The organism is Lysobacter sp. A286 (assembly GCF_054052105.1).
On sequence record NZ_JBSVRJ010000003.1, the window covers coordinates 228,344 to 253,383 of the forward strand.

23 protein-coding genes are annotated in these 25,040 nt (G+C 66.6%); 13 read left to right on the forward strand and 10 right to left on the reverse strand.

Annotated elements, in window-relative coordinates; genetic code table 11:
- The first annotated feature begins 216 nt into the window (after positions 1-216).
- The gene (locus tag ACW7G0_RS12685) at positions 217-1,236 is read left to right on the forward strand and encodes a hypothetical protein (RefSeq protein WP_456990103.1); all 1,020 of its coding nucleotides are present in this window, start codon (positions 217-219) and stop codon (positions 1,234-1,236) included.
- Positions 1,226-1,879, forward strand: coding sequence for a DUF3106 domain-containing protein (locus ACW7G0_RS12690; protein WP_456990105.1), 654 nt, complete (start codon positions 1,226-1,228; stop codon positions 1,877-1,879). The genes ACW7G0_RS12685 and ACW7G0_RS12690 overlap by 11 nt, the downstream gene beginning before the upstream one ends.
- Before the next feature lie 19 nt (positions 1,880-1,898).
- Here ACW7G0_RS12690 and ACW7G0_RS12695 read toward each other — a convergent pair whose 3' ends face one another.
- Positions 1,899-3,068: a DUF3667 domain-containing protein gene (locus ACW7G0_RS12695; protein ID WP_456990106.1), complete on the reverse strand. Its 1,170-nt coding sequence runs from the start codon at positions 3,066-3,068 to the stop codon at positions 1,899-1,901.
- A gap of 118 nt (positions 3,069-3,186) precedes the next feature.
- On the opposite strand from ACW7G0_RS12695, the gene ACW7G0_RS12700 reads away from it, so the two are divergent.
- Together ACW7G0_RS12700 and sppA are read left to right on the forward strand one after the other, a co-directional pair.
- Complete coding sequence (locus ACW7G0_RS12700) at positions 3,187-4,614, forward strand: MATE family efflux transporter (RefSeq protein ID WP_456990108.1); 1,428 nt, start codon at positions 3,187-3,189, stop codon at positions 4,612-4,614.
- 65 nt (positions 4,615-4,679) lie between these two features.
- A complete protein-coding gene (gene sppA, locus ACW7G0_RS12705) occupies positions 4,680-6,566 on the forward strand; it encodes a signal peptide peptidase SppA (protein WP_456990110.1) in 1,887 nt (628 codons plus the stop codon).
- A 14-nt stretch (positions 6,567-6,580) separates the two neighbouring features.
- On the opposite strand, the gene ACW7G0_RS12710 is transcribed toward sppA, so the two are convergent.
- A complete protein-coding gene (locus ACW7G0_RS12710) occupies positions 6,581-6,835 on the reverse strand; it encodes a hypothetical protein (RefSeq protein ID WP_456990112.1) in 255 nt (84 codons plus the stop codon).
- Positions 6,836-6,961: 126 nt separating this feature from the next.
- On the opposite strand from ACW7G0_RS12710, the gene ACW7G0_RS12715 reads away from it, so the two are divergent.
- Positions 6,962-7,741, forward strand: coding sequence for an SDR family oxidoreductase (locus ACW7G0_RS12715; RefSeq protein WP_456990114.1), 780 nt, complete (start codon positions 6,962-6,964; stop codon positions 7,739-7,741).
- Positions 7,742-7,778: 37 nt separating this feature from the next.
- On the opposite strand, the gene ACW7G0_RS12720 is transcribed toward ACW7G0_RS12715, so the two are convergent.
- Positions 7,779-8,258, reverse strand: coding sequence for a winged helix-turn-helix transcriptional regulator (locus tag ACW7G0_RS12720; protein ID WP_456978039.1), 480 nt, complete (start codon positions 8,256-8,258; stop codon positions 7,779-7,781).
- A gap of 148 nt (positions 8,259-8,406) precedes the next feature.
- Here ACW7G0_RS12720 and ACW7G0_RS12725 point away from each other — a divergent pair, with 148 nt between their 5' ends.
- Both ACW7G0_RS12725 and alr read left to right on the forward strand, forming a co-directional pair.
- The gene (locus ACW7G0_RS12725; protein ID WP_456990116.1) at positions 8,407-9,699 is read left to right on the forward strand and encodes a D-amino acid dehydrogenase; all 1,293 of its coding nucleotides are present in this window, start codon (positions 8,407-8,409) and stop codon (positions 9,697-9,699) included.
- Positions 9,699-10,871, forward strand: coding sequence for an alanine racemase (gene alr, locus ACW7G0_RS12730; RefSeq protein ID WP_456990118.1), 1,173 nt, complete (start codon positions 9,699-9,701; stop codon positions 10,869-10,871). The genes ACW7G0_RS12725 and alr overlap by 1 nt, the downstream gene beginning before the upstream one ends.
- A 293-nt stretch (positions 10,872-11,164) precedes the next feature.
- On the opposite strand, the gene ACW7G0_RS12735 is transcribed toward alr, so the two are convergent.
- From ACW7G0_RS12735 to ACW7G0_RS12765, 7 genes are all read right to left on the reverse strand, one after another.
- On the reverse strand, positions 11,165-11,821 hold the full coding sequence (locus ACW7G0_RS12735) for a DUF4124 domain-containing protein (protein WP_456990120.1): 657 nt from the start codon (positions 11,819-11,821) through the stop codon (positions 11,165-11,167).
- Positions 11,821-12,618: a DUF4124 domain-containing protein gene (locus tag ACW7G0_RS12740; RefSeq protein ID WP_456990122.1), complete on the reverse strand. Its 798-nt coding sequence runs from the start codon at positions 12,616-12,618 to the stop codon at positions 11,821-11,823. The genes ACW7G0_RS12735 and ACW7G0_RS12740 overlap by 1 nt, the downstream gene beginning before the upstream one ends.
- A 50-nt stretch (positions 12,619-12,668) precedes the next feature.
- Complete coding sequence (locus ACW7G0_RS12745) at positions 12,669-13,232, reverse strand: L-threonylcarbamoyladenylate synthase (RefSeq protein ID WP_456990124.1); 564 nt, start codon at positions 13,230-13,232, stop codon at positions 12,669-12,671.
- Between the two features lie 112 nt (positions 13,233-13,344).
- Positions 13,345-15,840, reverse strand: coding sequence for a DNA topoisomerase I (locus tag ACW7G0_RS12750; RefSeq protein ID WP_456990126.1), 2,496 nt, complete (start codon positions 15,838-15,840; stop codon positions 13,345-13,347).
- A gap of 148 nt (positions 15,841-15,988) precedes the next feature.
- Positions 15,989-16,477: a DUF494 family protein gene (locus ACW7G0_RS12755; RefSeq protein ID WP_456962598.1), complete on the reverse strand. Its 489-nt coding sequence runs from the start codon at positions 16,475-16,477 to the stop codon at positions 15,989-15,991.
- A 77-nt stretch (positions 16,478-16,554) separates the two neighbouring features.
- A complete protein-coding gene (gene dprA, locus ACW7G0_RS12760; RefSeq protein ID WP_456990128.1) occupies positions 16,555-17,739 on the reverse strand; it encodes a DNA-processing protein DprA in 1,185 nt (394 codons plus the stop codon).
- 93 nt (positions 17,740-17,832) lie between these two features.
- Positions 17,833-18,987, reverse strand: a complete 1,155-nt coding sequence (locus ACW7G0_RS12765) for a LysM peptidoglycan-binding domain-containing protein (protein WP_456990130.1) — start codon at positions 18,985-18,987, stop codon at positions 17,833-17,835.
- 167 nt (positions 18,988-19,154) lie between these two features.
- Between ACW7G0_RS12765 and def the strand changes: the two genes are divergently transcribed.
- From def to ACW7G0_RS12795, 6 genes are all read left to right on the forward strand, one after another.
- Positions 19,155-19,667: a peptide deformylase gene (gene def / locus ACW7G0_RS12770; RefSeq protein ID WP_456990132.1), complete on the forward strand. Its 513-nt coding sequence runs from the start codon at positions 19,155-19,157 to the stop codon at positions 19,665-19,667.
- Between the two features lie 94 nt (positions 19,668-19,761).
- A complete protein-coding gene (gene fmt / locus ACW7G0_RS12775) occupies positions 19,762-20,682 on the forward strand; it encodes a methionyl-tRNA formyltransferase (RefSeq protein WP_456990134.1) in 921 nt (306 codons plus the stop codon).
- A 31-nt stretch (positions 20,683-20,713) separates the two neighbouring features.
- Positions 20,714-22,006, forward strand: coding sequence for a 16S rRNA (cytosine(967)-C(5))-methyltransferase RsmB (gene rsmB / locus ACW7G0_RS12780; RefSeq protein ID WP_456990136.1), 1,293 nt, complete (start codon positions 20,714-20,716; stop codon positions 22,004-22,006).
- 12 nt (positions 22,007-22,018) lie between these two features.
- Positions 22,019-22,981 carry a glycosyltransferase gene (locus tag ACW7G0_RS12785; RefSeq protein ID WP_456990138.1) on the forward strand — a complete coding sequence of 321 codons (963 nt, stop codon included), beginning with the start codon at positions 22,019-22,021 and terminating at the stop codon, positions 22,979-22,981.
- Positions 22,981-24,018, forward strand: coding sequence for a CDP-glycerol glycerophosphotransferase family protein (locus ACW7G0_RS12790; protein ID WP_456990140.1), 1,038 nt, complete (start codon positions 22,981-22,983; stop codon positions 24,016-24,018). Before ACW7G0_RS12785 ends, ACW7G0_RS12790 begins: the two co-directional genes overlap by 1 nt.
- Positions 24,018-25,034 (forward strand): glycosyltransferase, encoded by a 1,017-nt coding sequence (locus tag ACW7G0_RS12795; RefSeq protein ID WP_456990142.1) that lies wholly within the window; start codon positions 24,018-24,020, stop codon positions 25,032-25,034. The genes ACW7G0_RS12790 and ACW7G0_RS12795 overlap by 1 nt, the downstream gene beginning before the upstream one ends.
- Positions 25,035-25,040 lie beyond the last annotated feature (6 nt).

A 25,040-nucleotide genomic window follows, 5' to 3' on the forward strand; every position in this document is an offset into this window, starting at 1 on the left:
AACCCATGGAAATCATAAGGTTGTCCGTGAAACATCGCTGAAATATGGCATCGATAAAACTGAACAGAGCGTTTATGTCAAAACTATGACCGCTGTGTACAACCGTTTTCGGTTGCAGCCCGTATCCCGCTTCGTTCGTGGCGCATTGGGGGGTTTGTCAAGCCGTCCCGTGCCGTCAGCGGCTGGTTATGATGACGCCATGCCGAAGTTGTCCCGATGACCAACCCCCAACCCGACAATCCGCGACTCACCGGGCGCGCCCCAGCGTCGCCCGCATTGGCGGCGTTCCTGCGTGGCGTGGAGCGGCGGGGAGCGGTACTGGCGGAACTGCAATGTGGCGATGCGGATGCTGGCGACATTGCACTCGGCGCGACGATGGCAAAGTTTCGGCTCCAGGCCGGTGAATGGGCCATGGGCGAGTGGCCGTGGCGCTTCTGGGCGCTTCTGTTGGCGGAGCCGGGGTTACACACACGGGACCAGGTTCCGGCGGCGATCGAGCTGGAAGCGACCGACCGTCTGGCGGCGATGGGCAGCGGTCCACGCGCGGCCTTGCTGCTGCGGCTGGCCGCCGGGCTGGGGGAAGCCGATGCCGCCGCGGTGTTTGCGATCAGCGAAGCGACCTATCGCCTCGCCTTGCAGCGGGCACTGCCGCATCACGCCGACGGCCGTGCCGACCCGCGGGCCTGGCAGCGCTTGCGTGAGCAGGTTCACCACCGGATCAAGACCCTTCCGCCGGCGCGACTGGCGAGGCTGGGCCTGATGCGTGAAGCGGCTTTGCGCGGGGATACCGTACCCGGACCGGGCACGGCAGCAGGACCGTCGTGGGGTACAGGTGCGGCGCCGACCACTCGACCGTGGTGGTTGATGCCGGCGCTGTGGAGCGCACTGGCGTTGTGTGCGCTGGCGTTGGCGGTCACGTTCTGGGAGCCCGCCCGGACCGCGCTGGAAGGGCCACCCGCAGGCTCGGTGTGGAAACGGGCGTTGCCGGTACAGTCACCGGCCTCTCGCTACGACGCCGATGCGGGCCTGGTGGCTCACCGTGATTTCGAGTTGTTGGCCGATCCCGACGGTGAGGTTCAGGCACAACGACTCGGCTTCCACTCGTGGCTGGCCGCGCGTGGTGTCAGCACGCCGTTGCCGGGCGCCGAGGCCGGTCCCAGCCGGAAAACATCGGCCACCGCTAATGTCTCGCCACCCGACATCGACAGCACGGGGGAGACTGCTGATGAACCGTAGTGGCCGCTGGTCGCGCTTTGCTGCGGGACTGCTGGTACTGCTCGTGACTGCGACTGCCTCCGCGCAGGACCGTCCGCCGGTGCTGGACGACTTTGCGAACGTCTTGCCGCAGCTACAGCCCGAGGCACGCGCCCGGTTGCAGCGCCATGCCGGGCAGTGGGCCGGTTGGAGCGAAGCGCGGCGAGAACAATTCCGGCAGGGAGCAGCGCAATGGGAGGCATTGTCCCCGGTCGAACGTGACGCGCGCCGCGAGCGTCATGCGGCCTGGCAGGCGATGTCGGCCAGTGAGCGCCGGCAGATAGCGGCTGCCGCTGCGGCGTATGCGACGTTGCCCGCGGACCAGCAGCAGGCGTTGCGGAGCGAGTTCGACGCGCTTGATCGCAGTGAGCGCCGCGGCTGGATGCTGGGCCCGGCCCTGGGCGCCGACTATTCCGCGTTGCAGCCGCTGCTGGCGCAGGTGCCCGAGGCCGAACACGAGGCATTGTTGGCGGTACTGCGGGAGTTGACGCCGGTCCAGCGCCGCGACCTGGCGGTACTGGTCCAGCGCACGCCGCCGCAGGAGCGCGCCCGCGTGCGAAGCGAGCTGGTCTCCACCGCCGCGAGCAATCGCGACGACTGGTTGTGGAACCGGCTGCACCGTTGACCGGCCGCCGGCGCGTCGCTTATGCGTGCGCCAATTGGGCGAGAAACATCAGCATCGTCGCGGCCATCAACAGCACGAAATAGATCATGCCGATGACGACGTATTTGACCAGCGTCATCCACCAACCCTGCTGGTAGACCCGCTTTTGCATGAGCAGCAGGTAGATCGGCATCCACACCACCACGGCGGCGAACAGCACGTCCAGCATGACCCCCAGCCAACTCGCCTGCGGTGCCAGCCAGGAGTCCAGCGACGACAGGGCGAAGGTCAGCGTCAGCGCGATCAACAAGAACACATGGCTGTACAGCGCGACCACCAGGTGCTCCAGGTACAGCCGCCGCTTGAACAGATAGGCCAGCTTCAACATCAACGCAAACACCGGCACCAGCAGGAACAGTGCCGACGGTGCTGCCGACATCAGTACCTGCAACCACACGTCCAGGGTGGCGCCGTCCATCGATTGCATGTTGGTTTCGATGTTGCCGATCTTGCCGTTGAGCCAACGGTTGGCGAAGTCCGGCCACCAGCCGATCACGAACGGATTGGTCTGCGCGTCCCATTCACCGCTGTGGCCGAACAGATTGATCTGCACGCGCCTGGGTCTGGATTCCGCGGTATCGGGTGTGCCGACCACCGCCTGCGCGGCATCGTCCACGGGCGCACCGGTCAGCTCGACCACCCGGTTTGCCGCCGCAGCGCGCACACGCACTTCGGCGGTCACCAGCAGGGTGTCCACGCCGAAGGTCTGGCCGGCCTGCTCACGGGCCTGTTCGATGTCGGCCACCAGTTGGTCGCGGACGCGCTCGACCTCCGCGACGCTGGTTGCCGCGTCGATTGCCGCGACGCCCTCCACCGTTGTCGTGCTTTCGTCGATATGCACCGTCGACGCGCCGATGAAGAAGGCCAGTACGCTGAGGATCACGAACAGCCGCAGTGGCGCGATGTAGCGCGCACGATGGCCGGCGAGGTAGTTGCAGGCGACCTTGCCGGGGCTCATCAGTTCGCGCAGGGTGCGGAACACGCGGCCGTCGAGGTGCCAGAACGCTTCGAAGAATTCTTCCACGGCGTGGCCGGCGTGGCGGATCGGGTTGTGCGACGACTGCCCGCACTGATGGCAGAACTCGCCCTGCAATGTCGCGCTGCAGTTCTCACAGTGACTGGAGTCGTGATGGGTCGCGGATTTGCTCATGGCAGGCGCTGTTCACGGGTCGTCATAGGTGAGCCGGTAAGATAGCGCTCCGTCGCGACCCGGCGCCAGCGCCCGACACCGGTTCGGGGCGCGGCTGCAGTTGCGTCCCGGCTTTCCCATGTCGTCCTCCCCACATCCCAGCGTTGCGACCCCGGTCGCCGCTTCGCCGTCGCCGCGACTATCCGCAGAGATCCGCCGCACCGGGATTCTGGCCGGCCCGCTGGTGCTCGGCCATCTGGCCACCGGCCTGATTGGTTTCGTCGACGCCGTCATCGCCGGTCACCATGGCACTGACACGTTGGCGGCGGTATCGGTGGGCACCGCGTTGTTCTGGCTGCCGATGATGGTGCCGATGGGCACTTTGATGTCGCTGCCGCCAGCGATCTCGCAACTGGATGGTCGCGGACGTCGGGATGAGATCGGTGCGTTGTTCCGGCAGGCGCTGTGGCTGTCCCTGGGACTGGGTCTGGTGTTGCTCGGTTTCCTCAGCGTGGTCGGCATGGCGTTGGAGCCGATGGGGATCGCCCCGGGCATTCGCGAAGGCGCGCGTGAGTTCCTCGGCGGCATCCGCTGGGGAGTGCCGGCGCTGACCTTCTACCTGTGCATGCGTTATCTGTGCGACGGGCTGCACTGGACCTTGCCGACCATGGTGTTCGGCTTTGGCGGCCTGCTGGTGCTGGTGCCGTTGGGATATGCGTTGGCCTACGGCATGTTCGGCATGCCCGAGCGGGGTGCGGCGGGGCTGGGAATCGCGTCGGCAATCATGATGTGGATCCAGGCGATTTCCTTCTTGCTGTATCTGCGCCGGTCCAAGCGGTTTACCGGGTTGCGCCTGTTCGCGCGCTTCGACGCGCCGCAATGGCCGGCGATCCGCGGGTTGCTGGGCACCGGCTTGCCGATTGGGGTGACGGTGGCGATGGAGGGCGGCCTGTTCGTCGTCACCGCGCTGTTGATCGGACGGTTGGGCGAGGTGCCCGCGGCCGCGCACCAGATCGCCATCAACGTCGCCAGCCTGTGCTTCATGATTCCGTTGGGGCTGGCGGAGGCGACCACGGTGCGGGTCGGACATGCACTGGGTCGCGGCGACCTCGACGGGGTACGCCGGGCGGCGTGGGCCGGCTACGCGATCGTGCTGGGGACCCAGGCGATGTCCGGGTTGACGCTGCTGCTGGGCCATGACCTCGTGGTCGGCTTCTACACCGCCGATGCGGCGGTCGCCTCGGCGGCGGCGGTCCTGTTGTTGTATGCCGCCGCGTTCCAGTTGCCCGACGGCATCCAGGTCATCTCCGCAGGCGCGCTGCGTGGCCTGCGTGACACCCGGGTGCCGATGCTGATGGTGGCATTCTCGTACTGGGCGGTGGGCATGCCGCTGGGCGGGATGTTGGGGCTGGGCTGGGGCGGTCTCACCCCGGCGTGGGGCCCTCGTGGGATGTGGGTCGGCCTGATTGCAGGATTGCTGGTCGCCTCGGTACTGCTGGGGCTGCGATTGCTGTATTCGAGCCGGCCGGCGCGGTTGCGCCAACTGCTGGAATCGCCGCGGAAATGACCAATGATGGATGAATCGATGCCGCCGTACGGGTACGCTGCGCGCATCATCTTGGAGTGTCTGCAATGAACCAGGTTTCCCGTCGCGGTCCCATCGCCCGTTTTTTTGTCGGCCTGTGGGATGCGATGAACTTCACCCGTCGGCTGATCTTCAACCTGGTGTTCTTCACCCTGTTGTTCCTGATACTGGCCGCGATCAGCGCCGGTGACCGCGCCGAGCCATTGCTTGAACGCACCACGTTGGTGATTGCTCCCGAGGGGATCCTGGTCGAGCAGTACAGCGTCGACCCGGCGACCCGCGCATTTACCAAAGCGTTGGGCGCAAAGGGCGGTGAGGTCCAGTTGCGCGACGTGGTGCGTGCGCTGGATGAAGCCCACGACGACAAACGCATCGAGCGCGTGGTGCTGCGGCTGGATCAACTGGCGGGTGGTGGCATGGCGTCGCGCCGCGCAATTGCCGATGCGGTGGCCCGGGTGCGCGATAGCGGCAAACAAGTGGTCGCTTTTTCCGATTCGATGAGCCAGCAGCAGTACCTGATCGCGGCGCAGGCCGACGAGGTCTACCTGGACCCGATGGGTGGGTTGATTCTGGAAGGCCTGGGCCGCTACCGCCAGTACTACCGCGAAGGGCTGGAAGACAAGCTGGGCGTGGACGTGCACCTGTTCAAGGTGGGCGAGTACAAGTCGGCGGCCGAGCCCTTTGTGCTGGACGCCGCATCGCCGGAGTCCAAGGAAGCCGATCTGTACTGGATGAACGATCTGTGGCAGCGGTATCTGGCCGACATCGGCACCGCCCGCGGGATCGCGCCGGCGCAGATCGCCGCCGACATCGCCCAGCTCCCGGCCGGCATCGCCGCGGTACACGGTGACCTTGCCCAGTACGCGTTGCAGCACAAGCTGGTCGACGGCTTGAAAACCCGCGAGCAGGTGGCCGACCTGCTGGTCGAGCGGGGCGTGGCCGATGAGGACGCCAGCGGCGGGTTCCGCCAGGTCTCGATGGACGGCTACCTGGCCCATCTGGATACCGCCTTGAAGTCGGTTGCCGATGTGCGGCCGCAGGTGGCGGTGGTGGTGGCCGCCGGGTCGATCACCGGTGGCGAACAACCGCCGGGCAAGATCGGTGGCGAGTCCACCTCCGCGCTGCTGCACCAGGCTCGCGACGACGAGAACGTCAAGGCGGTGGTGCTGCGGGTGAACTCGCCCGGCGGCGAGGTGTTCGCTTCCGAACAGATCCGCCGCGAGGTGGTCGCCTTGCAGGAGGCCGGAAAACCGGTGGTGGTGTCGATGGGTGACCTGGCGGCATCGGGCGGCTACTGGATATCCATGAACGCCGACCGGATCTATGCCGATGCCTCCACCATCAGCGGCTCGATCGGGATCTTCGGCATGATCCCGACCCTCCCGCGCGCACTCGACAAGATCGGCGTGCACACCGACGGGGTCGGCACCACCGCGTTTGCCGGCGCATTCGACATCACCCGCACGCTGGATCCGGCGGTTGGCGAGGTGATCCAGTCCGTCATCGAGAAGGGCTACCGCGACTTCATCGGCAAGGTCGCCAAGGCCCGCGGCAAGTCGGTCCCGCAGGTCGACGAGATTGCCCAGGGCCGGGTCTGGAGCGGCGCGCAGGCCAAGGCGCGCGGACTGGTGGATGAGTTGGGCGGCCTGCAGCCGGCGATCATCGATGCCGCCACCCGCGCCAAACTGGGCGAGGGCGATTACGCGGTGCACTACGTCGAAAAGGCGGCGACGCCATTCGAGCAGTGGTTCAGCGGATTTGCCAGCAGCCGGGTCGGTGCGTACTGGCTGAGCGAGTCGGACCTGGTCCGAGGGATGATGGCCATGGCGTTGCCCAATAGCCAGGCCGACCTGGAGCTGCTTGGCGGTGCCATGGCACCGACCGCTGGCGTGCCGGTGAAGTCGCTGGCGTATTGCTTCTGCCGGCTGGACTAGCTGGATAAGTCCGGCTAACCGCCGGCCTTCTCGATCGCGGCTCGCTGCGCGTCGGCCGCCTTCCGGGTGGCGTCCTCCACCGCGCGCGCCTTGTCCAGCGGCGCGTGGATGGCGTCATGCAGTTGGGTGTGCTCGGCCTGCGGTTCCGGCGGGCGCTCGGTGTCCGGGACGTCGGGTCGGTTGCATGCCGCCATTGCCAGCACGAGCGTGAACAACGCCACGCAGGAAACAAGGTTGAAAGCAGGTTTCAGAACCGGTGTCGGTGACATGAGCAGGCATCCTGATGGTGACCGAGGCTATGCTAACGCGGTCGCGGAGGCGCGACCTGTCGGCGCAACGGCCCATGCTCGGCGGCTTGCGCCCGGCGACACACGATGACGAGCACAGGAGCAGGCATGGACCCCAAGCGTTGGCGACTGGACGGGCAGCTGGCACTGGTCACTGGCGGCAGCGCCGGCATCGGCCGCGCAATCGCGCGCGAGTTGCTGGGCTTTGGCGCCGACGTGCTGCTCGCCGCGCGCAACAGCGCCGGCCTGGAAGATGCCCGGGCCGAATTGCTGGAGGACTTCCCGGAGCGCGATATCCGGGTATTTGCCGCCGATGTCGGCATCGAAGAAGAACGTCGCGCCCTGCTCGACTGGGTCGAGGACCAGGGTGATGGCGGCCTGCATATCCTGGTCAACAACGCAGGCGCCAACGTCAGCAAGCCGGCCGGCGAGTACGCCGAAGACGAGTGGCGCGAGATCTTCGAGGTGAACGTATTCGCCGCCTTCGAACTGTCCCGCTACCTGCACCCGTTGCTGACCCACCACGCCGCATCGAGCATCGTCAATGTCGGCAGTGTGTCCGGCCTGACCCACGTACGCACCGGCGCCCCGTATGGCATGAGCAAGGCGGCGATGCACCAGATGACCCGCAACCTGGCGGTCGAGTGGGCCGAGGACGGCATCCGCGTCAACGCCGTCGCCCCGTGGTACATCCGCACCCGTCGCACCTCCGGCGCACTGGCCGACCCGGACTACCTCGACGAGGTCCTGCTGCGCACCCCGACCGGGCGCATCGGCGAGCCCGAAGAAGTCGCTGCGGCGGTCGCGTTCCTGTGCCTGCCAGCGGCCAGTTACGTCACCGGCGAATGCATCGCCGTGGACGGCGGGTTCCTGCGTTACGGGTTTTGAGCTGGCTTGCGGGGCGATTTCAATCACGTTTTGGTGATCAGTTCCCCAACGGCAAACTCAGCGTCTCCTTGACCTCCTCCATCACGATGTAGCTCTTGGAGTCGCGCACGTTGGGCATGGTCAGCAGGGTGTTGCCGAGCAGCTTGCGGTACGACGCCATCTCCGAGATGCGCGCCTTGATCAGGTAGTCGAAATCGCCGGAGACCAGGTGGCATTCCAGCACGTGGGGCAGGCGCAGTGCCGCGGCGCGGAATTCCTCGAAGATGTCGCCGGACTTGTAGGCCAGGCTGATCTCGACGTAGACCAGTAGCCCCGCGCCCAGCTGGTGTGGGTCCAGGCGGGCGTGGTAACCGGTAATGACGCCGTCGCGCTCCAGTCGGCGCACCCGCTCGGTGCACGGGGTGGTGGACAGGCCGACGCGCTCGCCCAGTTCGGTGAACGAGATCCGACCTTCCTGCTGCAGGATGCGCAGGATGTTACGGTCGATTTTATCTATGCCTCGGTTTTTACCTGCCATGAAAACTCCAAAAATTGCCTGTCTTGCAGTGATTTTACCTGAGAATAGAGGGAAATACAGGGGGCAACATTTGGCGATCATTCCTATACTCGCTGTCACTGATGTCCCGGCGAATCATTCGCTGGGAAACCACCGGAAGGCGCGTGCGATGCGGGTATTGGTATTGGGCAGTGGTGTGATCGGCGTGTGCAGCGCGTGGTATCTCGCGCAGGCCGGCTTCGAGGTGACCGTGGTCGACCGCCAGCCGGCGCCGGCGCAGGAGACCAGCTTCGCCAATGCCGGCCAGGTGTCGCCGGGTTACGCCGCGCCGTGGGCGGCGCCCGGGGTGCCGTTGAAGGCGTTGAAGTGGCTGTTCTCCCGCCACGCGCCGCTGGCGATCAAGCCCGGCCTGGACCCAAACCAGTACCTGTGGCTGCTGCAGATGCTGCGCAACTGCACGATCGATCGCTATGGGGTCAACAAGTCGCGGATGGTGCGCTTGTCGGAGTACAGCCGCGACTGCCTGGACGAGTTGCGTCGCGAGACCGGGATGGATTACGAGGGCCGGCAGCTCGGGACCGTGCAGCTGTTCCGGACCCAGCGGCAGCTGGATGACGCCGCCAAGGACATTGCGGTACTGAGGCAATATGCGGTGCCATACGAGCTGCTGGACCGTGACGGGATCGTTGCGGTGGAGCCGGCACTGGCGGGCGTGACCGACAAGCTCACTGGTGCGCTGCGCCTGCCGCGTGACGAGACGGGCGACTGCGAACTGTTTACCCGGCTGCTGGTGCAGCGTGCACAGGCGGCCGGGGTCGAGTTCCGCTTCGGGGCGACCGTCGACCGGCTGCTGGCCGATGGCGGTCGCGTCACCGGGGTGAGCATCGACGGCCAGGTCGAGCGTGCCGACCGCTACGTGCTTGCCCTGGGCAGCTACAGTCCGCAGTTGCTGGCGCCGTTGGGGATCAAGCTGCCGGTGTATCCGTTGAAGGGGTACTCGCTGACCTTGCCAATCACCGATGCGGCGATGGCGCCGACCTCGACCATTCTCGACGAGAGCTACAAGGTCGCGGTCACCCGTTTCGACCAGCGCATCCGGGTCGGCGGCATGGCCGAGGTCGCCGGTTTCGACCTGTCGCTGAATCCGCGCCGCCGGGCGACCCTGGAGAAAGTGGTCAACGACCTCTACCCGCACGGCGGCGACCTGGTCCGGGCGGAGTTCTGGACCGGCCTGCGCCCGGCGACCCCGGATGGCACCCCGGTGATTGGCGCGACCAGTCTGGACAACCTCTATCTCAACACTGGCCACGGCACGCTGGGCTGGACGATGGCGTGTGGTTCGGGCCGCTACCTGGCGGACCTGATGGGTGGCCAGACGCCCCTGATCAGTGGCGAAGGGCTGGATATTTCGCGCTACGGCGGCCGTGCGAGCCGTTCGTCGTCGCTGGCAGGCCGCGCCTGATGCGTCCGGCCCAAGCGCTTATCGACCTGGACGCATTACGCCACAACTATCGGCTGGCGCGGGAGCTGGGCGGGCACAAGGCATTGGCGGTGGTCAAGGCCGATGCCTACGGTCACGGCGCGGTCCGCTGCGCCCGCGCATTGGAGGCCGAGGCCGATGGCTTCGCGGTGGCCTGCATCGAGGAAGCACTGGAGTTGCGCGAGGCCGGCATCCGCGCCCCGATTCTGCTGCTGGAAGGTTTCTTTGAAGCCGATGAGTTGGCGCTGATCGACCGCCACGACCTGTGGTGCGTGGTGCAGTCCGAATGGCAGGTCGAGGCGATCGAGCGTGCGCGGCCGGCGCGGCCATTCAAGGTCTGGCTGAAATTGGATTCCGGGATGCACCGGCTCGGCCTTTCGGCGTCGGCGTACCTGGACTGCCTGAGGCGGTTGCAAGCATTGCCGCAGGTGGCTGAGGTCGTCGCCATGACCCATTTTGCGCGTGCCGATGAACTCGGCAATGTGCGTACTGCCGAGCAGGTGACGCTGTTTGAACAAGTCCTCGAGCAGGTCCTGGCGCAGACACGAACCGGTGTAGGTCCCGGGGTCGCGCCAGTCGATGCGCCATTGATGGCGGCCGAGGCCAACGGAACCCGGCCCGATATTCCTCGGGCCTTGCCCACCAGTGTGGAAAATTCGGCGGCGCTGCTGGGATGGCCCGGCGTGGACGGCGAGTGGGGCCGGCCGGGACTGATGTTGTACGGGGCCAGCCCGTTCGATCAGCCGCATCCGGTCGCGGACCGCCTGCAGCCGGTGATGACGGTCCAGTCGCAGGTGATCGGGGTGCGCGAACTGGCGCCGGGCGAGCCGGTTGGTTACGGCGCGAAGTTCGTCACCCGGCGGCCGAGCCGGGTGGGTGTGGTGGCCATGGGCTATGCCGATGGTTATCCGCAATTCGCACCCAATGGCACCCCGGTGGCGATCGATGGTCAACCCGGTGAGGTGATCGGGCGGGTATCGATGGACATGCTGACGGTGGACCTCACCGACCATCCGGCGGCAGGCCTGGGCAGCCGGGTCGAGCTGTGGGGCAAGCAGGTGCGTGCGGCCGACCTGGCCCGGCATTGCGGCACCAGCGCCTACCAGTTGCTGTGCGGGTTGAAGCGGGTGCCACGTCGCTACCGCGGCGACTGAAAGGCGCCCGAACTGCCCGAACAATCCGGCTTTTACTCGGCATTCCAGCGAAGGCAGAGATCCATTTTTGCTCGCCATCCCAGCGACGGCGCATCCAATTGTTGCTCGTCACCCCTGCGAAGGTTGGGGATCCATTCTTCCCCGTCATCCCCGCGAAGGCGGGGATCCATGGACTTTGATGTTCACGGGCTTAACGTCCTTGGACTCCCGCCTTCGCGGGAGTGACGGTACTGGTACAGCGCTTCCCGGCGAGCGGGAGTGACGGCGATGGTCAGGCACTCCGGCGAGCGCGCCTATCGGCGGCAGGTGCTGGCATCCACGATCGCGCCGATCCGCTCGACTTCCGCGAGCGTGCCAGCCGGATCCGGTGCGCGACCGAACTGCAATATCGCCTCGGTGTCATTGAGGTACTTGCGCCATTGCTCGCACAGCTGATCCTCGGCGACCGGCTCGCAGTGGTCACGTTTGATCTCGCACGCGACCCCGGCGCCGGCCGCCGGGTCCCCGCCCAGTCCGGTGGTTTCCAGCGGCGCGCAACGCTCGGCCGGGACCGCATTGTCGGTCAGCAGGATCTGGCGGTCCCAGCTGCGGCAGGAAAACAGCGGTGGCGGTGGCAGTAAGTCAGCCGGCGGCGGGTTGGAACCGGTGTCCTGGGCGGGCTCATCGGGTTCGCCGGCCGTGGCGACGGTGTCTGTGGCCGTGATCTGGCCATCGGCCGGATCGGTGATCGGCAGCAACGGCACCACCGGAACCGCCGCGGCTGGTGGTGCCGGTGTCGGCCGCTCGATTTCAATTACCCGGCGTTGCTGCTGGCTGCCCTTGGCGCACGGGATGTCGTTCTGCATGCTGACGGCACCAGTGGCGTCGGTACAGCGATAGATGACCACCGAATCCTGCGCGGTGGCGGTACCGGCCAGCAGTCCCAGCAGCAATAACAGCGCCGCGCGCATCAGCCGGACCTGCAATCGTTGCTCAGGCGTGCATCGATCTGGCGCTGCTCGGCATCAATCTGGCGGCGCTCACTTTGCATCGCGCTGTTGTAGCGTCGGCCGAGCTCCCAGCGCCGATCCCGCAAGTGGTTGCACACCTGATCTTGTGGCAGCCGGTGACACTGGTCGCTGATCCAGGAGCCCGGGGATATGCCAAGTCCGGCCATCGGCGGACGCACTGGCAAGCCGGGAGCACTCCGGGAAGGCTCTGGCGTTGGCCTGCCGACGCTGTCGAACTTGAAGCGACTGACCTGGCGTCCGCTGGGAGCCGGTCTGTGCGGGGAGACGGCAGGGTGGTGGCCAGGTCGTCCGACCCGCCCGGGCCGTGGATAGACCGGGTAGCCCAATGTCCACAGCGGTACCCAGCGCGGATTGCCGGCGGGATTGTCGCTGGTGTAGCGCTCGCCTTCGTGCGTCACGCATTCGTAAACCGGTTGCGGCGGCTGGATCACGATCACCTGTGGCGATGCCTGCGCGGCGGTTGAGGTGACGGTCGTCGGGACGGTCGTCGTCGCTGCGTCGGCAACCGGCCGGGGCGGTGGGTCCCGGGGTCGCACCATGTCGACGCGTTGCTGTTGTTGTCCGTTCGCGCACGGGGTGTCGCGCAGGCTCAACCGGCCCTGCCCATCGGTGCAACGGTAGATGGTGATCTCGCCGGTGGACTTGCCGCTAATCCCGTCGCTGCCCGAAGCCGGCGACGGGCTTGCCAGCGCCAGGGCGACAATGCCGAATAACGATGGCCAGGTGGGGCGATGCATGGCGCCATCTTGCCCGCTCCACGATGAACGCGAAAGCGGACGTCGGGGCGTCAATCGCGCAGGGTGATGCCGCTGCGTGCGTCGCGGATCGTGGTCGGCGCGTTGCGGCCGCCGGTGGCACCGGGGACGAGTGCATCGACCTGCTTCAGCAGCGTGGGGTCCAGGGCGTCGCGCTGGAGCGCCGGTGGCCGACCCGCGAGGTTGGCACTGGTCGATACCAGCGGCCCGCCGAACGCGACACACAGTGCCACCACGGTGGGGTGCGCGCTGACCCGGGCGGCGACACTGGCGTGGTTGCCGGTGATCCAGCCGGGCACTTGCGAGGTCGCCGGGAGGATCCAGGTATTGGGCCCGGGCCAACTGTGCAATACCGGCTCGCGGCAGCCGGCCGGCAGGGCGTCCCAGTCGAGCAGCCCGTCCAGTTGCTCCGTGGATCCGGCGATCAGGATCAGGCCCTTGTCGACGGCGCGTTGCTTGATACGGAGGAGTCGAGTGACCGCGTCGCCATCGAAGGGGTCGCAGCCCAGACCCCAGACCGCCTCGGTCGGGTAGATGATGATGCCGCCGCGGCGCAAGGCGGCGACCGCGGCGGACAAGTCGGGGGGCGAAGACATGCGGGAAGCATAGCGCCACGCGCGGTGAAGCAAGGCGCGAACGTCTCGGTGGCCGGCAGCTCCCGGGCAGCGCGACTCACGTCGCTGCTGCATCCGGGTGTTGCCGATGGGATCAGCTGGCTGCGCTGACCGCCTTCTTCACGACTTTCTTGGCAACGGCTTTCTTGCTTGCCTTTTTCACCGTCTTCTTTGCGGCTTTCTTCGCGACTTTTTTCACAGCTTTCTTGGCCGGGGCCTTTTTCACGACTTTTTTCGCCGCCGCCTTTTTCGCGACTTTCTTGGCCGGCGCCTTCTTGCCGAAGCCCTTCCGCATCGGCTTGCCGGTCTCCTCCATCAGCTTGATCACTTCTTCCAGCGTCAGTGACGCCGGCTCACGATCCTTGGGGATCTTGCCGTTGAGCTTGCCGTCGCTGAGGTACGGGCCGTAGCGGCCGTTCAGGACCTGGATGTCGCTGTCGTCGAACTGCTTGATGATCCGGTTGCGCGCGATCTCTTCCTTTTCCTCGATCAGGAAGATCGCGCGCGCCAGCTCGACCTTGTACGGGTCGTCCTCCTTGGGCAGCGAGGCATAGACGCTGCCGCGCTTGGCAAACGGCCCGAAGCGGCCGATGCCGACACTGACTTCCTCGCCGTTGGACTCGCCCAGCAGGCGCGGCATCTTGAACAGCTCCAGCGCGTCTTCAAGGCCGATCGTATGCATGCTCTGGCCGGGCCGCAGTGAGGCGAACTTGGGCTTGTCCTCGGCGTCCTCGGCGGTGCTGCCGATCGCCGCGTACGGCCCGTAGCGACCGAGTCGGACGCTGACCGGCTTGCCGGTCTTCGGATCGGTGCCCAACTCGCGCGCGCCGGTCGCCTGGTTGCGGTCGACCGATTCCATCTTCTCGTCGACCATTTCCTTGAACGGCGTCCAGAACCGCTCCATCAGCGGCACCCACTCCTCCTCGCCGCGCGACACCGCATCGAGTTCGTCCTCGAGTTTGGCGGTGAAGTCGTAGTCGACGTACTGGGTGAAATGGCCGGACAGGAAGTTGCTGACCGCACGGCCAACATCGGTCGGCCGGAAGCGGCGGCTTTCCAGTTCGACGTACTTGCGATACAGCAAGGTGGCGATGATCGACGCATACGTCGACGGCCGGCCAATCCCGTATTCCTCCAGGGTCTTGACCAGCGAGGCTTCGGAGAACCGCGGCGGTGGCTCGGTGAAATGCTGGTTGGCCTGGATGGCGTGGACCGGAATCCGGTCGCCGGTCTTCATGGCCGGCAACTTGCGGCCCTCGTCGTCGGCATCGGTGGCCTTGGCGTCCTTGCCTTCCTCGTAGACGGCCAGGAACCCCGGGTTGACCACGGTGGTGCCCGAGACCCGGAAGCTGTGCTCGCTGCCGGCGGCCAGGTCGACCGAGACCGTATTGAGGATCGCCGGGATCATCTGGCTGGAGACCGCGCGCTTCCAGATCAGCTCGTACAAACGGCGTGCGTCGTCTTCCAGGAAGCTGGCCATCTGCGCCGGTGTGCGCAGCGCGGACGTCGGCCGTATCGCCTCATGGGCTTCCTGTGCGTTCTTGGCCTTGGACTTGTAGACGTTGGGCTGGTCGGGCACCGCGCCGGTGCCGTAATCGCGCGCGATCACGTCGCGGATCTCCGCGACGGCCTCGACCGACAGGTTGACCGAGTCGGTACGCATGTAGCTGATCAGCCCGACGGTGCCTTCCTCGCCACCCAGCGCCACGCCCTCATAGAGCTTCTGGGCGACCTGCATGGTGCGCTTGGTGGTGAAGCCCAGCTTGCGCGCGGCCTCCTGCTGCAGGGTGGAAGTGGTGAACGGCGCGGTCGGGCGGCGTTTGCGCTCCTTGCTGGTGACATCGGTGACCTGCAGCGCGCTGCCGGCGGCGCTGGTGATGCGCTGGCGGGCGGCTTCGGCGGTGTCGCCATCGGTGATGGTGAATTGCTCGAACTTCTTGCCGTCCAGCTTGGTCAGCCGGGCGCTGAAGGCCTGACTGGGGTGTTGGCAATCGGCCTGGATCGACCAGTATTCCCGGGCCTTGAAGGCCTCGATCTCCAGCTCGCGCTCCACGATCATCCGCAACGCGGGTGACTGCACGCGACCGGCGGACAGGCCGCGCTGGACCTTGCGCCACAACACCGGGGACAGGTTGAAGCCGACCAGATAGTCCAGCGCCCGGCGCGCCTGCTGCGCATCGACCAGGTCGGCGGCGATATCGCGCGGGTGGGCCATCGCCTCGGTGATCGCGCGCGGCGTGATCTCGGTGAATACCACCCGCTTGAGCAGCTTGTCTTCCAGCAGGCCGCGCTCGCGCAGGATCTCCGCGATATGCCAGCTGATCGCCTCACCCTCGCGATCCGGATCGGTCGCCAGATAAACCGCTTCGGCCTTTTTGGCCGCCTTGGCAATCGCCTCGACGTGCTTCTCGTTGCGCTCGATCAGGTCATAGCGCATCGCGAAGCCGGCGGCGGGATCGACCGCGCCTTCCTTCGGCACCAGATCGCGCACGTGGCCATAAGAGGCCAGGACGATGAAGTCCTTGCCGAGGTACTTGTTGATCGTCTTGGCCTTGGCGGGCGACTCGACGATAAGGAGGTTCTTGGCCATTGCGGCACAGCCTGTGGTCAGTGGCGGAGACGCGTCGTGGAGCTGACGCGGAAGAAAGACGTACTACAACAACGCCCGTGAACTGGCCGCGGACACGAGGAAATCGCTTTCCAGTGAAATCATGCCGCGGGCGCCGCTGTCAAGCATTTCAATGCACGGGCTCGGGCTCTTCCTCGAACATCTGGGTTTCCATCCAGGCGTACGCCGCCTCGCTGCCGGGCTGGTTGAACAGCACCATCAGCACCACCCACTTGAGGTCGTCCAGGTCGATCTCGTGCTGGTCCAGCGCCATCGCCCGGTCGACCACCAGCTCGCGCTGGCCGGCGTCGAGGATCCGGTGCTGCTCCAGGAACAACAGGAACCCGCGGCAGTCGGTATCCAGGCGGTCCAGCTCTGGGCCGGCGTAGACGCGGGTGGGGCCGTCGGCGCGCAGCGGGCTGGCTGCGGGTCGTTGGCTGGCCAGCGCATCAAGCCACTCGAACGCCTTGTTGATCTCGGCAGGACTGAAGCCGGCCTGGCCCAACTCTTCGAACAGAGGGCCGCTTTGCAGGTTTTCACGGTCGCGAACCAGGTCCGCGTCTTCGGTGAAGTAGTGTTCAAACAGGTACAGCAGGACGTCCAGGATGCTTTCTTTCATTTCCCCTCGGCCTGCGCCGCTGTTGGCGCGGTGGGTCAGGAGTTGTTGGGACCGCCGGGCGCGTCCGGGGGACGGTTTCAGCGGCTGCGATAGTACCGGCCGTGCTGCGTGACCACGCGACCCTCTAGCTCCATCGGCAGGAGCATGGATGACAGCTGCGCAGCCGTCAAACCGGTGCGCTCCACCAGTTGGTCCATGTCACAGGGGTCGTGGCCCAGCGCTTGCCACAATTTTTGCTGTTCGGCGCCAAGGGCTGGGGCGGCGAGGATGGGATCGGTCTCGGTGGTGGCTTGACTCCCTGACGTGGGGGCGGACAACCGCTGGCGCAAGTCGTCGGCCAGATCACCGGCCGCCACTGCCACCAGGTCGATGACCTCTTGTGGGCGTTCCACCAGGCAGGCGCCGTCGCGGATCAGGCGATGGCAGCCGCGGGCCAGCGGATTGTGGATCGAGCCAGGCAACGCCATCACCTCGCGCCCGTACTCACCGGCCAGGCGCGCGGTGATCAGCGCCCCGGAGCGATGGGCGGCTTCAATCACCAGGGTGCCAAGGCTCAGTCCGGCGAGGATCCGGTTGCGGCTGGGGAAGTGCTCCTTGCGCGGACCAGTTCCAGGGAGATGTTCGCTGATGACGGCACCTTCGGCGGCAATACGGGCACGAAGAGCGATGTTGCTGCGCGGATAGGCAACGTCGGCACCCGTGCCCAACACCGCCAACGTGACCCCTCCGACCGCCAACACGGCATGGTGGGCGGCGGTGTCGATCCCGGCCGCCATCCCACTGGCCACCGCCAGGCCCGCAGCGGCGAAGCGGCGACCAAACTCGGCAGCATTGTCACGTCCGCCTGGCGTGGGTGAGCGGCTGCCTACCAGCGCGATCGCCGGGCGCCACAGCAGGCTTGGGTCGCCATCGACGAACAACACCAAAGGTGGGTTCGGGATGTTTCGCAGCAAGGGCGGATAGTCGGGGTCATCCCAGCCGAGCAGGTGATGCCCGGGCTCGGCAAGCCAGGCGCGGGCGCGCTCGAGGGTTGCCGGTGCGGGGCCACGTAGCGCGGTGACTTGGGCGGCGTTCAGCCCGCAGGCACGCCACAGCGTCGCACCTGCGTCCAGCGCGCGGGCAGGCGGGACTTGTTCAATCAGGCGCCGGCGGGGCTCGCACGGCCCGCCGCAGGCCACCAGCCGCAGCAGGGCTTCGCTACGTGCTGGACTGGTTGGATTGGCGTGATCGATGTTGAAGGGGTCGGGTTGGCTGGCATGCATCGCTCCAGCATCCGGCCCAAACAACGACGGCGCCCTCGGGCGCCGTCGTGTATCGCTGTAGGAAAACCCCGCGCAATGGGTCAGCGCGTTGGGTCAGTACGGCGCATCCGGATGCTTCAGCTCGTAGCCGACCTTGATCGGGCGGATGCCCTCCATCACCAGGGCGTAGCTGACCTTGTCGAAGGTGCGGAACACCATCAGGTGGCCGGCGAATTCATCGGGCAGACGGACCCGGTCGTTGCGACCGAAGGTGTCCTCGCTGCGATCCCAATCGCCATTGGTGGTGACCCGGTCGGCCACTTCGGTGCCAACCCGCCAACTGGAGAACACGGTGCCGTTGTCGATGCCTTCACGGGCACCGACCGACAGCGCTACCACGCTGTACGGGCCGCCGGTACGCAACTGGTCGGCCACCGCCATCACCTGCGCGCGACCATAGTCAAGCTGCTGGCGCGGCGGATGCGGGAAGAACTGCAGGTCGTACGGCTGCGCTTCAACCGGGATCAACCGGTCACCGATGCGAACCTCGCGGGCGCTGGTGTCCAGCAGCAGCGTCGATGCCTCGATGCCGCCGACTTCGCCGCGGGTGACCGTGCCGGTTGCCTGCTGCATCAGTTCGAAGCCGAGTACTTCCTGGCCATGGTCGGGCACAACGACGTTGTTCCAATAGCCTTCGAAATCGGCGGCGCGGCGGCCGCGGCTATCCAGCTCCTGGCCGTCAAACAGGTCGCAGCAGGCGACGCGGTCCAGATGCGTATAACGCTGGGTCGGACGCACGACCGCATAACGCTGGCCCGGTGTTGCCTGGGCAAGACCCTTGACGTAGATGACCTGGCCGTTCGCGCTGCGTAGCCGGTCCTCTTCCAGTCCCACCACGTAGGGCAGGCTGTCGATCTCATCGACCACGCGCAGGTTTTTCAGGAACGGCTCTACCTGCGCCAGCGGTACTCCGGTCACCGGTGCAACGGCGCGTGGCCCCGGCTCAGCCACGGTTACGCGGTTGAGGTACGCCAGCGACAGCACATCGCCCGGATAAATCAGATGCGGATTGGCAACCTGCGGGTTGGCCTGCCAGATCTCCGGCCACAGCCATGGCTTGTCCAGGAAAGTCCCGGCGATATCCCACAAGGTGTCACCCTTCTGCACGACATACGTGTCTGGGTGGTCGCCACGAATTTCGGCGGCCATCGCAAAGGTGGCAATCGTCAGCAACGCCACGGCCATTGCCGTGCGGATTGGTTTCAACATATTGGTTACCTGATTCCCCGTGCAGGTGCGTCCTGACGTCACAAAGCGACGCGGACGGGGCACTATAGCCTAGAAGAACCGCGCCAATGCAAGCGTCCGGCGCGTATTTGAGACGTTATAATGGGTCGACACCTTGTGGATGTGACCCACGCCCCCATTTCAGAGCCATGGCCCAGCTACCCATCCTGGAGTTTCCCGATTCCCGACTGCGCACCGTCGCCGTCGATGTCGATCCTGCCCGCATTGTCTCCGCGCAATTCCAACAATTGCTCGATGACATGTTCGAGACCATGTACGACGCGCCCGGCATCGGCCTGGCCGCCAGTCAGGTCGACGTCCACCAGCGGTTCATGGTGATCGACGTGTCCGACGAAGGTGACGCGCCGATGGTATTCATCAATCCGAAGATCACCGCGCGCGACGGTGAGCAGATCCATCAGGAAGGGTGCCTGTCGGTGCCGGGCATCTTTGCCGACGTCACCCGGGCCGAAGCAATCACGGTCGAGGCGATCGGTCGCGACGGCGTGCCGTTCGAGTTGCAGACCGACGGCCTGCTGGCGGTTTGCGTCCAGCATGAGATGGATCACCTGCTGGGCAAGTTGTTCGTCGACTATCTGTCACCGCTCAAGCGCGAGATGGTCCGCAAAAAACTCGCCAAGGCCCGCCGCAACGCCGCGTAGGCATCGCAGGCCGCTCGATGGAGCGATCCAGTTGAGTGCGTGGTTCCGGGCGCAAACCGTCTGGCGCCGCCGTGTCGGCTGATAAGATGACCCGATGAGAATCGTCTTTGCCGGTACCCCGGATTTTGCCGTGCCCAGCTTGCGCGCCGCCGCGAAGCGCAATGAAGTGGTCGCCGTGTATACCCAGCCCGACCGCCCTGCCGGACGTGGCCGCGGGTTGGCGCCGTCGCCGGTCAAGCGCGAGGCGTTGGCACGCGGGATCGAGGTGGTGCAGCCGGAAAACTTCAAGTCGCCGGCCTCGCGGGAGGCGCTGGCCGCGTTCAAGCCCGACTTGCTGGTGGTGGTGGCCTACGGCCTGATCCTGCCGCAGGCGGTGCTGGACATCCCCACCCAGGGTTGCTGGAACGTGCATGCGTCCCTGCTGCCGCGTTGGCGCGGGGCGGCACCGATCCAGCGCGCCATCCAGGCCGATGACGCGCGCACTGGCGTGTGCCTGATGAAGATGGAGAAAGGCCTGGACACCGGCCCGGTGGTGCTGTCGCTGGCGCTGGATATCGGTAGCGACGAAACCGGTGGCCAGCTGCACGACCGCCTGGCGGAGCTGGGCGCGCAGGTGTTGGCCGATGGCCTGGGCCTGTTGCGCGCCGGCATCCGTCCGATACCGCAGCCGCAGGCCGATACCGGCGTGACCTACGCGCACAAGCTGGACAAGGCCGAAGCGCGGCTGGACTGGTCGCGCCCGGCCGTCGAGCTGGCCCACAAGGTGCGCGCCTTCAATCCGTGGCCGATGGCCGAGGCCCAGGTGGCCGGCGAACGCTTGCGCCTGCATGGTGCGATCGCGTTGCCGTTGGCGCACGACGCCGTGCCGGGCACGCTGCTGGCCGCCGGACGCGATGGCCTGGATATCGCTTGCGGCGAAGGTGCCCTGCGCATCCGGGTGTTGCAACGCGACGGCGGCAAGGCGATGACCGCGGCCGATTACCTCAACGGTCGCGCCGAGCTGAGAACCGGATGATCCCCGCGACCGCCGCCGTGGCGCAGCCGGCGTGAGTCACGGCGCCGCACCCCGCGCCATCGCCGCCACCGTGCTTGATGCGGTGCTCCATCACGGGCGTTCGCTGAAGGCCGAGCTGGCGGTCGCCCTGCCACCGCTGGTCGATCCGCGTGATCGCGCCCTGGTCGAGGCCATCTGTTTCGCCGTGCTGCGCCAACCGCAGCGGTATGAGACCGCGTTGGCGAGGTTCCTCTCGCGCCCGCTGCCCAAGCGCGATGCCAAGGTACGCACCTTGTTGTACGCCGGTTTCGCCCAGCTCGATCCGCTCGGCTTGCCTGCCCATGCCGCGGTTGCCGCCACGGTCGAAGCGGCACGGATGCTTGGACACGAGCATCAGGCCGGGCTGGTCAATGCGCTGTTGCGCCGCGCCCAGCGTGAGGGTTTGCCGGCCGTCGATCCCCACGCGCATTGGCCGCCGTGGTTGCGCGACCGGTTGCAGCGGGACTGGGGTGACAAGACCCCGGCAATACTGGAAGCCAGCGCAACGCCGGCGCCCATGTGGCTGCGGGTCAACGCGCTGCGCGGTAGTCGTGACGCCTACGCCGAGCGCTTGCGGGCAACCGGGGTGGAAGTGGCCATCGATCCGTCTCTGCCCGATGCGCTGCGGCTGGAGGTCGGCGTGCCGGTGGCGACATTGCCGGACTTCGACCTTGGGGCGGTCTCGGTGCAGGACGGGTCGGCGCAACAGGTGGCCGATGCGCTCGCGCTGGCACCGGGTGCACGGGTGCTGGATGCCTGTGCGGCGCCGGGCGGCAAAGCTGCGCATCTGCTCGAACGCGACCCGGCGTTGTCATTGGTGGCGGTCGAGATCAACGCCGCGCGCCTGCGCCGCATGCGTACCGGTTTCGCGCGGCTCGGCCTTGCCGGGCGCGGACGCCTGGTCGCCGCCGATGCCACGGCGTTGTCGACCTGGTGGGATGGCGCGCCGTTCGATGCGGTGCTGCTGGATGCGCCGTGTTCGGCGACCGGCATTGTCCGGCGCCAGCCCGACGTGCTGATACACCGGCGCGAATCCGACCTGGTGGCACTGATGGCCCTTCAGGCGACATTGCTCGACACACTGTGGCGAACGCTCGCGCCCGGCGGCGTGCTGTTGTATGCCACCTGCTCGATCCTGAAAAGTGAGAACGAGGCGCAGGTGGAGGCATTCCTCGCCCGCACCCCGGACGCCAGCGCCGAGCCGCTGGACGACCGTTTCGGTCATGCCAGCGGACCGGGCCGCCAACGCCTGCCGGGCGAGGGTGGCATGGACGGCTTCTTTTACGCGCGTTTGCGCAAGGCCTGAGGGCAGCGCGTCATGCCCTTGATACGCATCCTCGGCCGTGACAACGGCGCCGGCCTGAGTCGCGACTTGACGTTGGTCGCCGGCTTGCTGGCCCAGGCCGGCAACACCGTCGAAGCGGTCGGCTTTGGCAATGAAAAAGGCATCCGCACCCTGCGCCAGGCGGGCATGTGGGTCGCCCGCAGCTGGCAAGGTCGCGCCGACCTGCAGATCTCGCTGGAGCATGTCTATCCGTTGTCGCTGGGATTGGCGAAACGCAACTGGCTGATTCCCAACCCGGAGTGGTTCCGGGACCGGTGGTTGCCGGTGTTGCCACGCTTTGAGCAGGTCTTGTGCAAGACCCGCCACGCCCAACGGATCTTCGCGGATCTCGGCAGCCAGACCGCCTTCATCGGCTTCACCTGCGATGACAGGATGGATGCCAGCGTGCAGCGCCAATCCGGGTTTTTCCATCTGGCCGGTCGCAGCCCGGTCAAAGGTACCGAGGTGCTCCTCGAGGCATGGAGGCGGCGTCCGGACTGGCCGAAACTGGTCGTGGTGCAAGGCAGGAAAACCGCCCGCCCCGGTCCGGCCGCCGACAATATCGAGCACCGCATCGGCCACATCGAAGACGGCGAGCTGCGGCGCCTGCAAAATACCTATCCATTCCATATCTGTCCGTCCGAGGCCGAAGGGTTCGGGCACTGCCTGGCCGAGGCGATGAGCGTGGGTGCGGTGACGGTGACGGTTGACGGCGAGCCGATGAACGAGCTGATCGAGCACGGCCATGGCGTGTTGATCGCGCCGTCCCGGGTCGGTCAACTGGGCCTGGCGAAGCGCTACTACGTAGACGTCGAAGGCGTGGACAAGGCGGTGGACGGTTTGCTGGCGCTGCCCGCCAGTGAGCGCGAGGCGATGGGCGCACGCGCGCGTTCTCGATTCCAGGCGATGGATCTGGCGTTCCGGCAGCATCTGGTGGAAGAGGCAAGGGAGTCCTGATGTCGAAACGCTATCTGCTTTACGGGTCCGTCCGCTACGCCCTGGCCATCCTGCGCCCCTTGCAGGACGCCATCCGTGCCCGTGGCGGCGAGGCGGCGTGGTTCTTCGACAGTGACGGCACCGGCGCCGACGAGCTGGTGGAAGGCGAGCGCCTGCTCACCAGCGTTGCCGACGTACGCGACTGGAACCCGATTGCCATATTCACCTCGAGCAATGCGCTGCCGCACTTCTTCCCCGGGGTGAAGGTCCAGACCTTCCACGGCTTCGATGCCGGCAAGCCGCGACACATCTACATCCGCGCGTTCTTCGATTTGTACTGCACGACCGGCCCGGATGACACGCGGGCGTTCCAGGCGCTCGCCGACAAACTGGGCTACTTCAAGGTCACCGAGACCGGTTGGCCGAAGCTCGACCCGTTCCTGAAGGCAATCGACGGACCGCTGCCGCCAGTGCGCCAGCCACCGGTGATCCTCTACCACTCCACGTTTTCTCCGTCCTGGAGCGCGGCGCCAATCCTGTACGACCAGGTTCGGCGGCTGTCGCGTGACGGGCGTTGGCGCTGGATCGTCAGCCTGCATCCCAAGACCGACCCGCAGGTCATCGCGAAGTACCGGGCGCTGGAGAACGAGAATCTGCGTTTCGCCGACAACGACAACATCCTGGAGCTGTTTCCCCAGGTCGACATGATGTGCTCGGACACCTCCTCGGCGCTCAGCGAGTTCCTGTTGACCGGCAAGCCGGTGGTGACCTTCCGCAACCGTCGGCCGGGGCCGCAGCTGATCGATATCAACGATCCGGCGCAGTTCGAGCCGGCGATCGAACGGGCATTGTCACGACCGCCGGAATTGCTGGCGGCGATCCGCGCCTTTGCCGACCACCTCCATCCTTACCGGGATGGGTGCTCCAGCGAACGCACGCTGGACGCGGTCGACGAATTCCTGGCCCAAGGCGGCGTCGCCCGCCTGCGCCGCAAACCGATCAACCTGTGGCGAAAGACCAAGATCCGTCGTCGCCTGAAGTACTGGGGGCCGCAATAATGCGCATCGTCCATCTGCTGCTGACCAGTCGCTTTGCCGGCAGTGAGCGCCACGCGCTGGAGCTGGCCGCCGCGCAGTCGGCGCAGCACGAAGTCACGCTGCTCCTGCGTCGCGATGGTGCCGCGGGGCGCGCCGATGCCATCGCCCATCGGGTAGACCCACGGGTCAAGGTTGAAGTGGTCGGGAACCTGTTGCCGTCACTGCAGGCGCGACGGCTGCTGCGGCGCTTGCGGCCCGACGTCGCCCACGCCCACCTGAGCGCCGGATCGCGCGCGCTGCATGGCCTGGACGTCGACGGCTGCCTGCGCGTTGCGACCCTGCATATCGCCTACAAGCCGCGCCAGCACGCACCGCTGGATGGCCTGATTGCGATCGCTCCGTGGCAACTGGCCGATATCCCCGATGGGCTGCGAGAGCGCACGGTCCAGGTCGACAACTGGACCCTGCCACGCCCGCCTGCCGCCGGCGCACGCGCCAGGTTGCGCGCCGAGCACGGCATCAGTGACGACACCTTCCTGATCGGCGCCTTGGGTCGGGTCGAGCCGGGCAAGGGGCTGGATGTGCTGGTGGCGGCGTTCCAGCGCGCTGGTTTGCCGAACGCGCGCCTGGCCATCGTCGGTCAGGGCAGCGCCTGGGATGCGGTGCGCAAGCAGGCGGGCGCCGAGGTGCTGATGCCCGGTTTCGCGGAGCGTCCGGAAGACTGGCTGTCCGCGTTCGACGGCTTCGTCAGTGCCGCCCGGCGTGAACCCTTCGGACTGGTGTTGCTGGAAGCGATGGAAGCGGGCCTGCCGATCGTCGCGACGGCCAGTCAGGGTGCCCAGCACCTGTCCGCGCAACTGCGGTCCGCGCTGGTGCCGATTGACGATGCGGACGCGTTGGCCGGCAGCCTGCAACAAATGTGCGCGCAGGGCCAGCAGCGGATGGCTTACCCGATGGACGGGTTCCGGATCGAGGCCAAGCTGGCGCAGATTGAAGCGTTCTACCGTGATGGGCTGGCGCGCTTGCGCGGCGGCTGAATCACC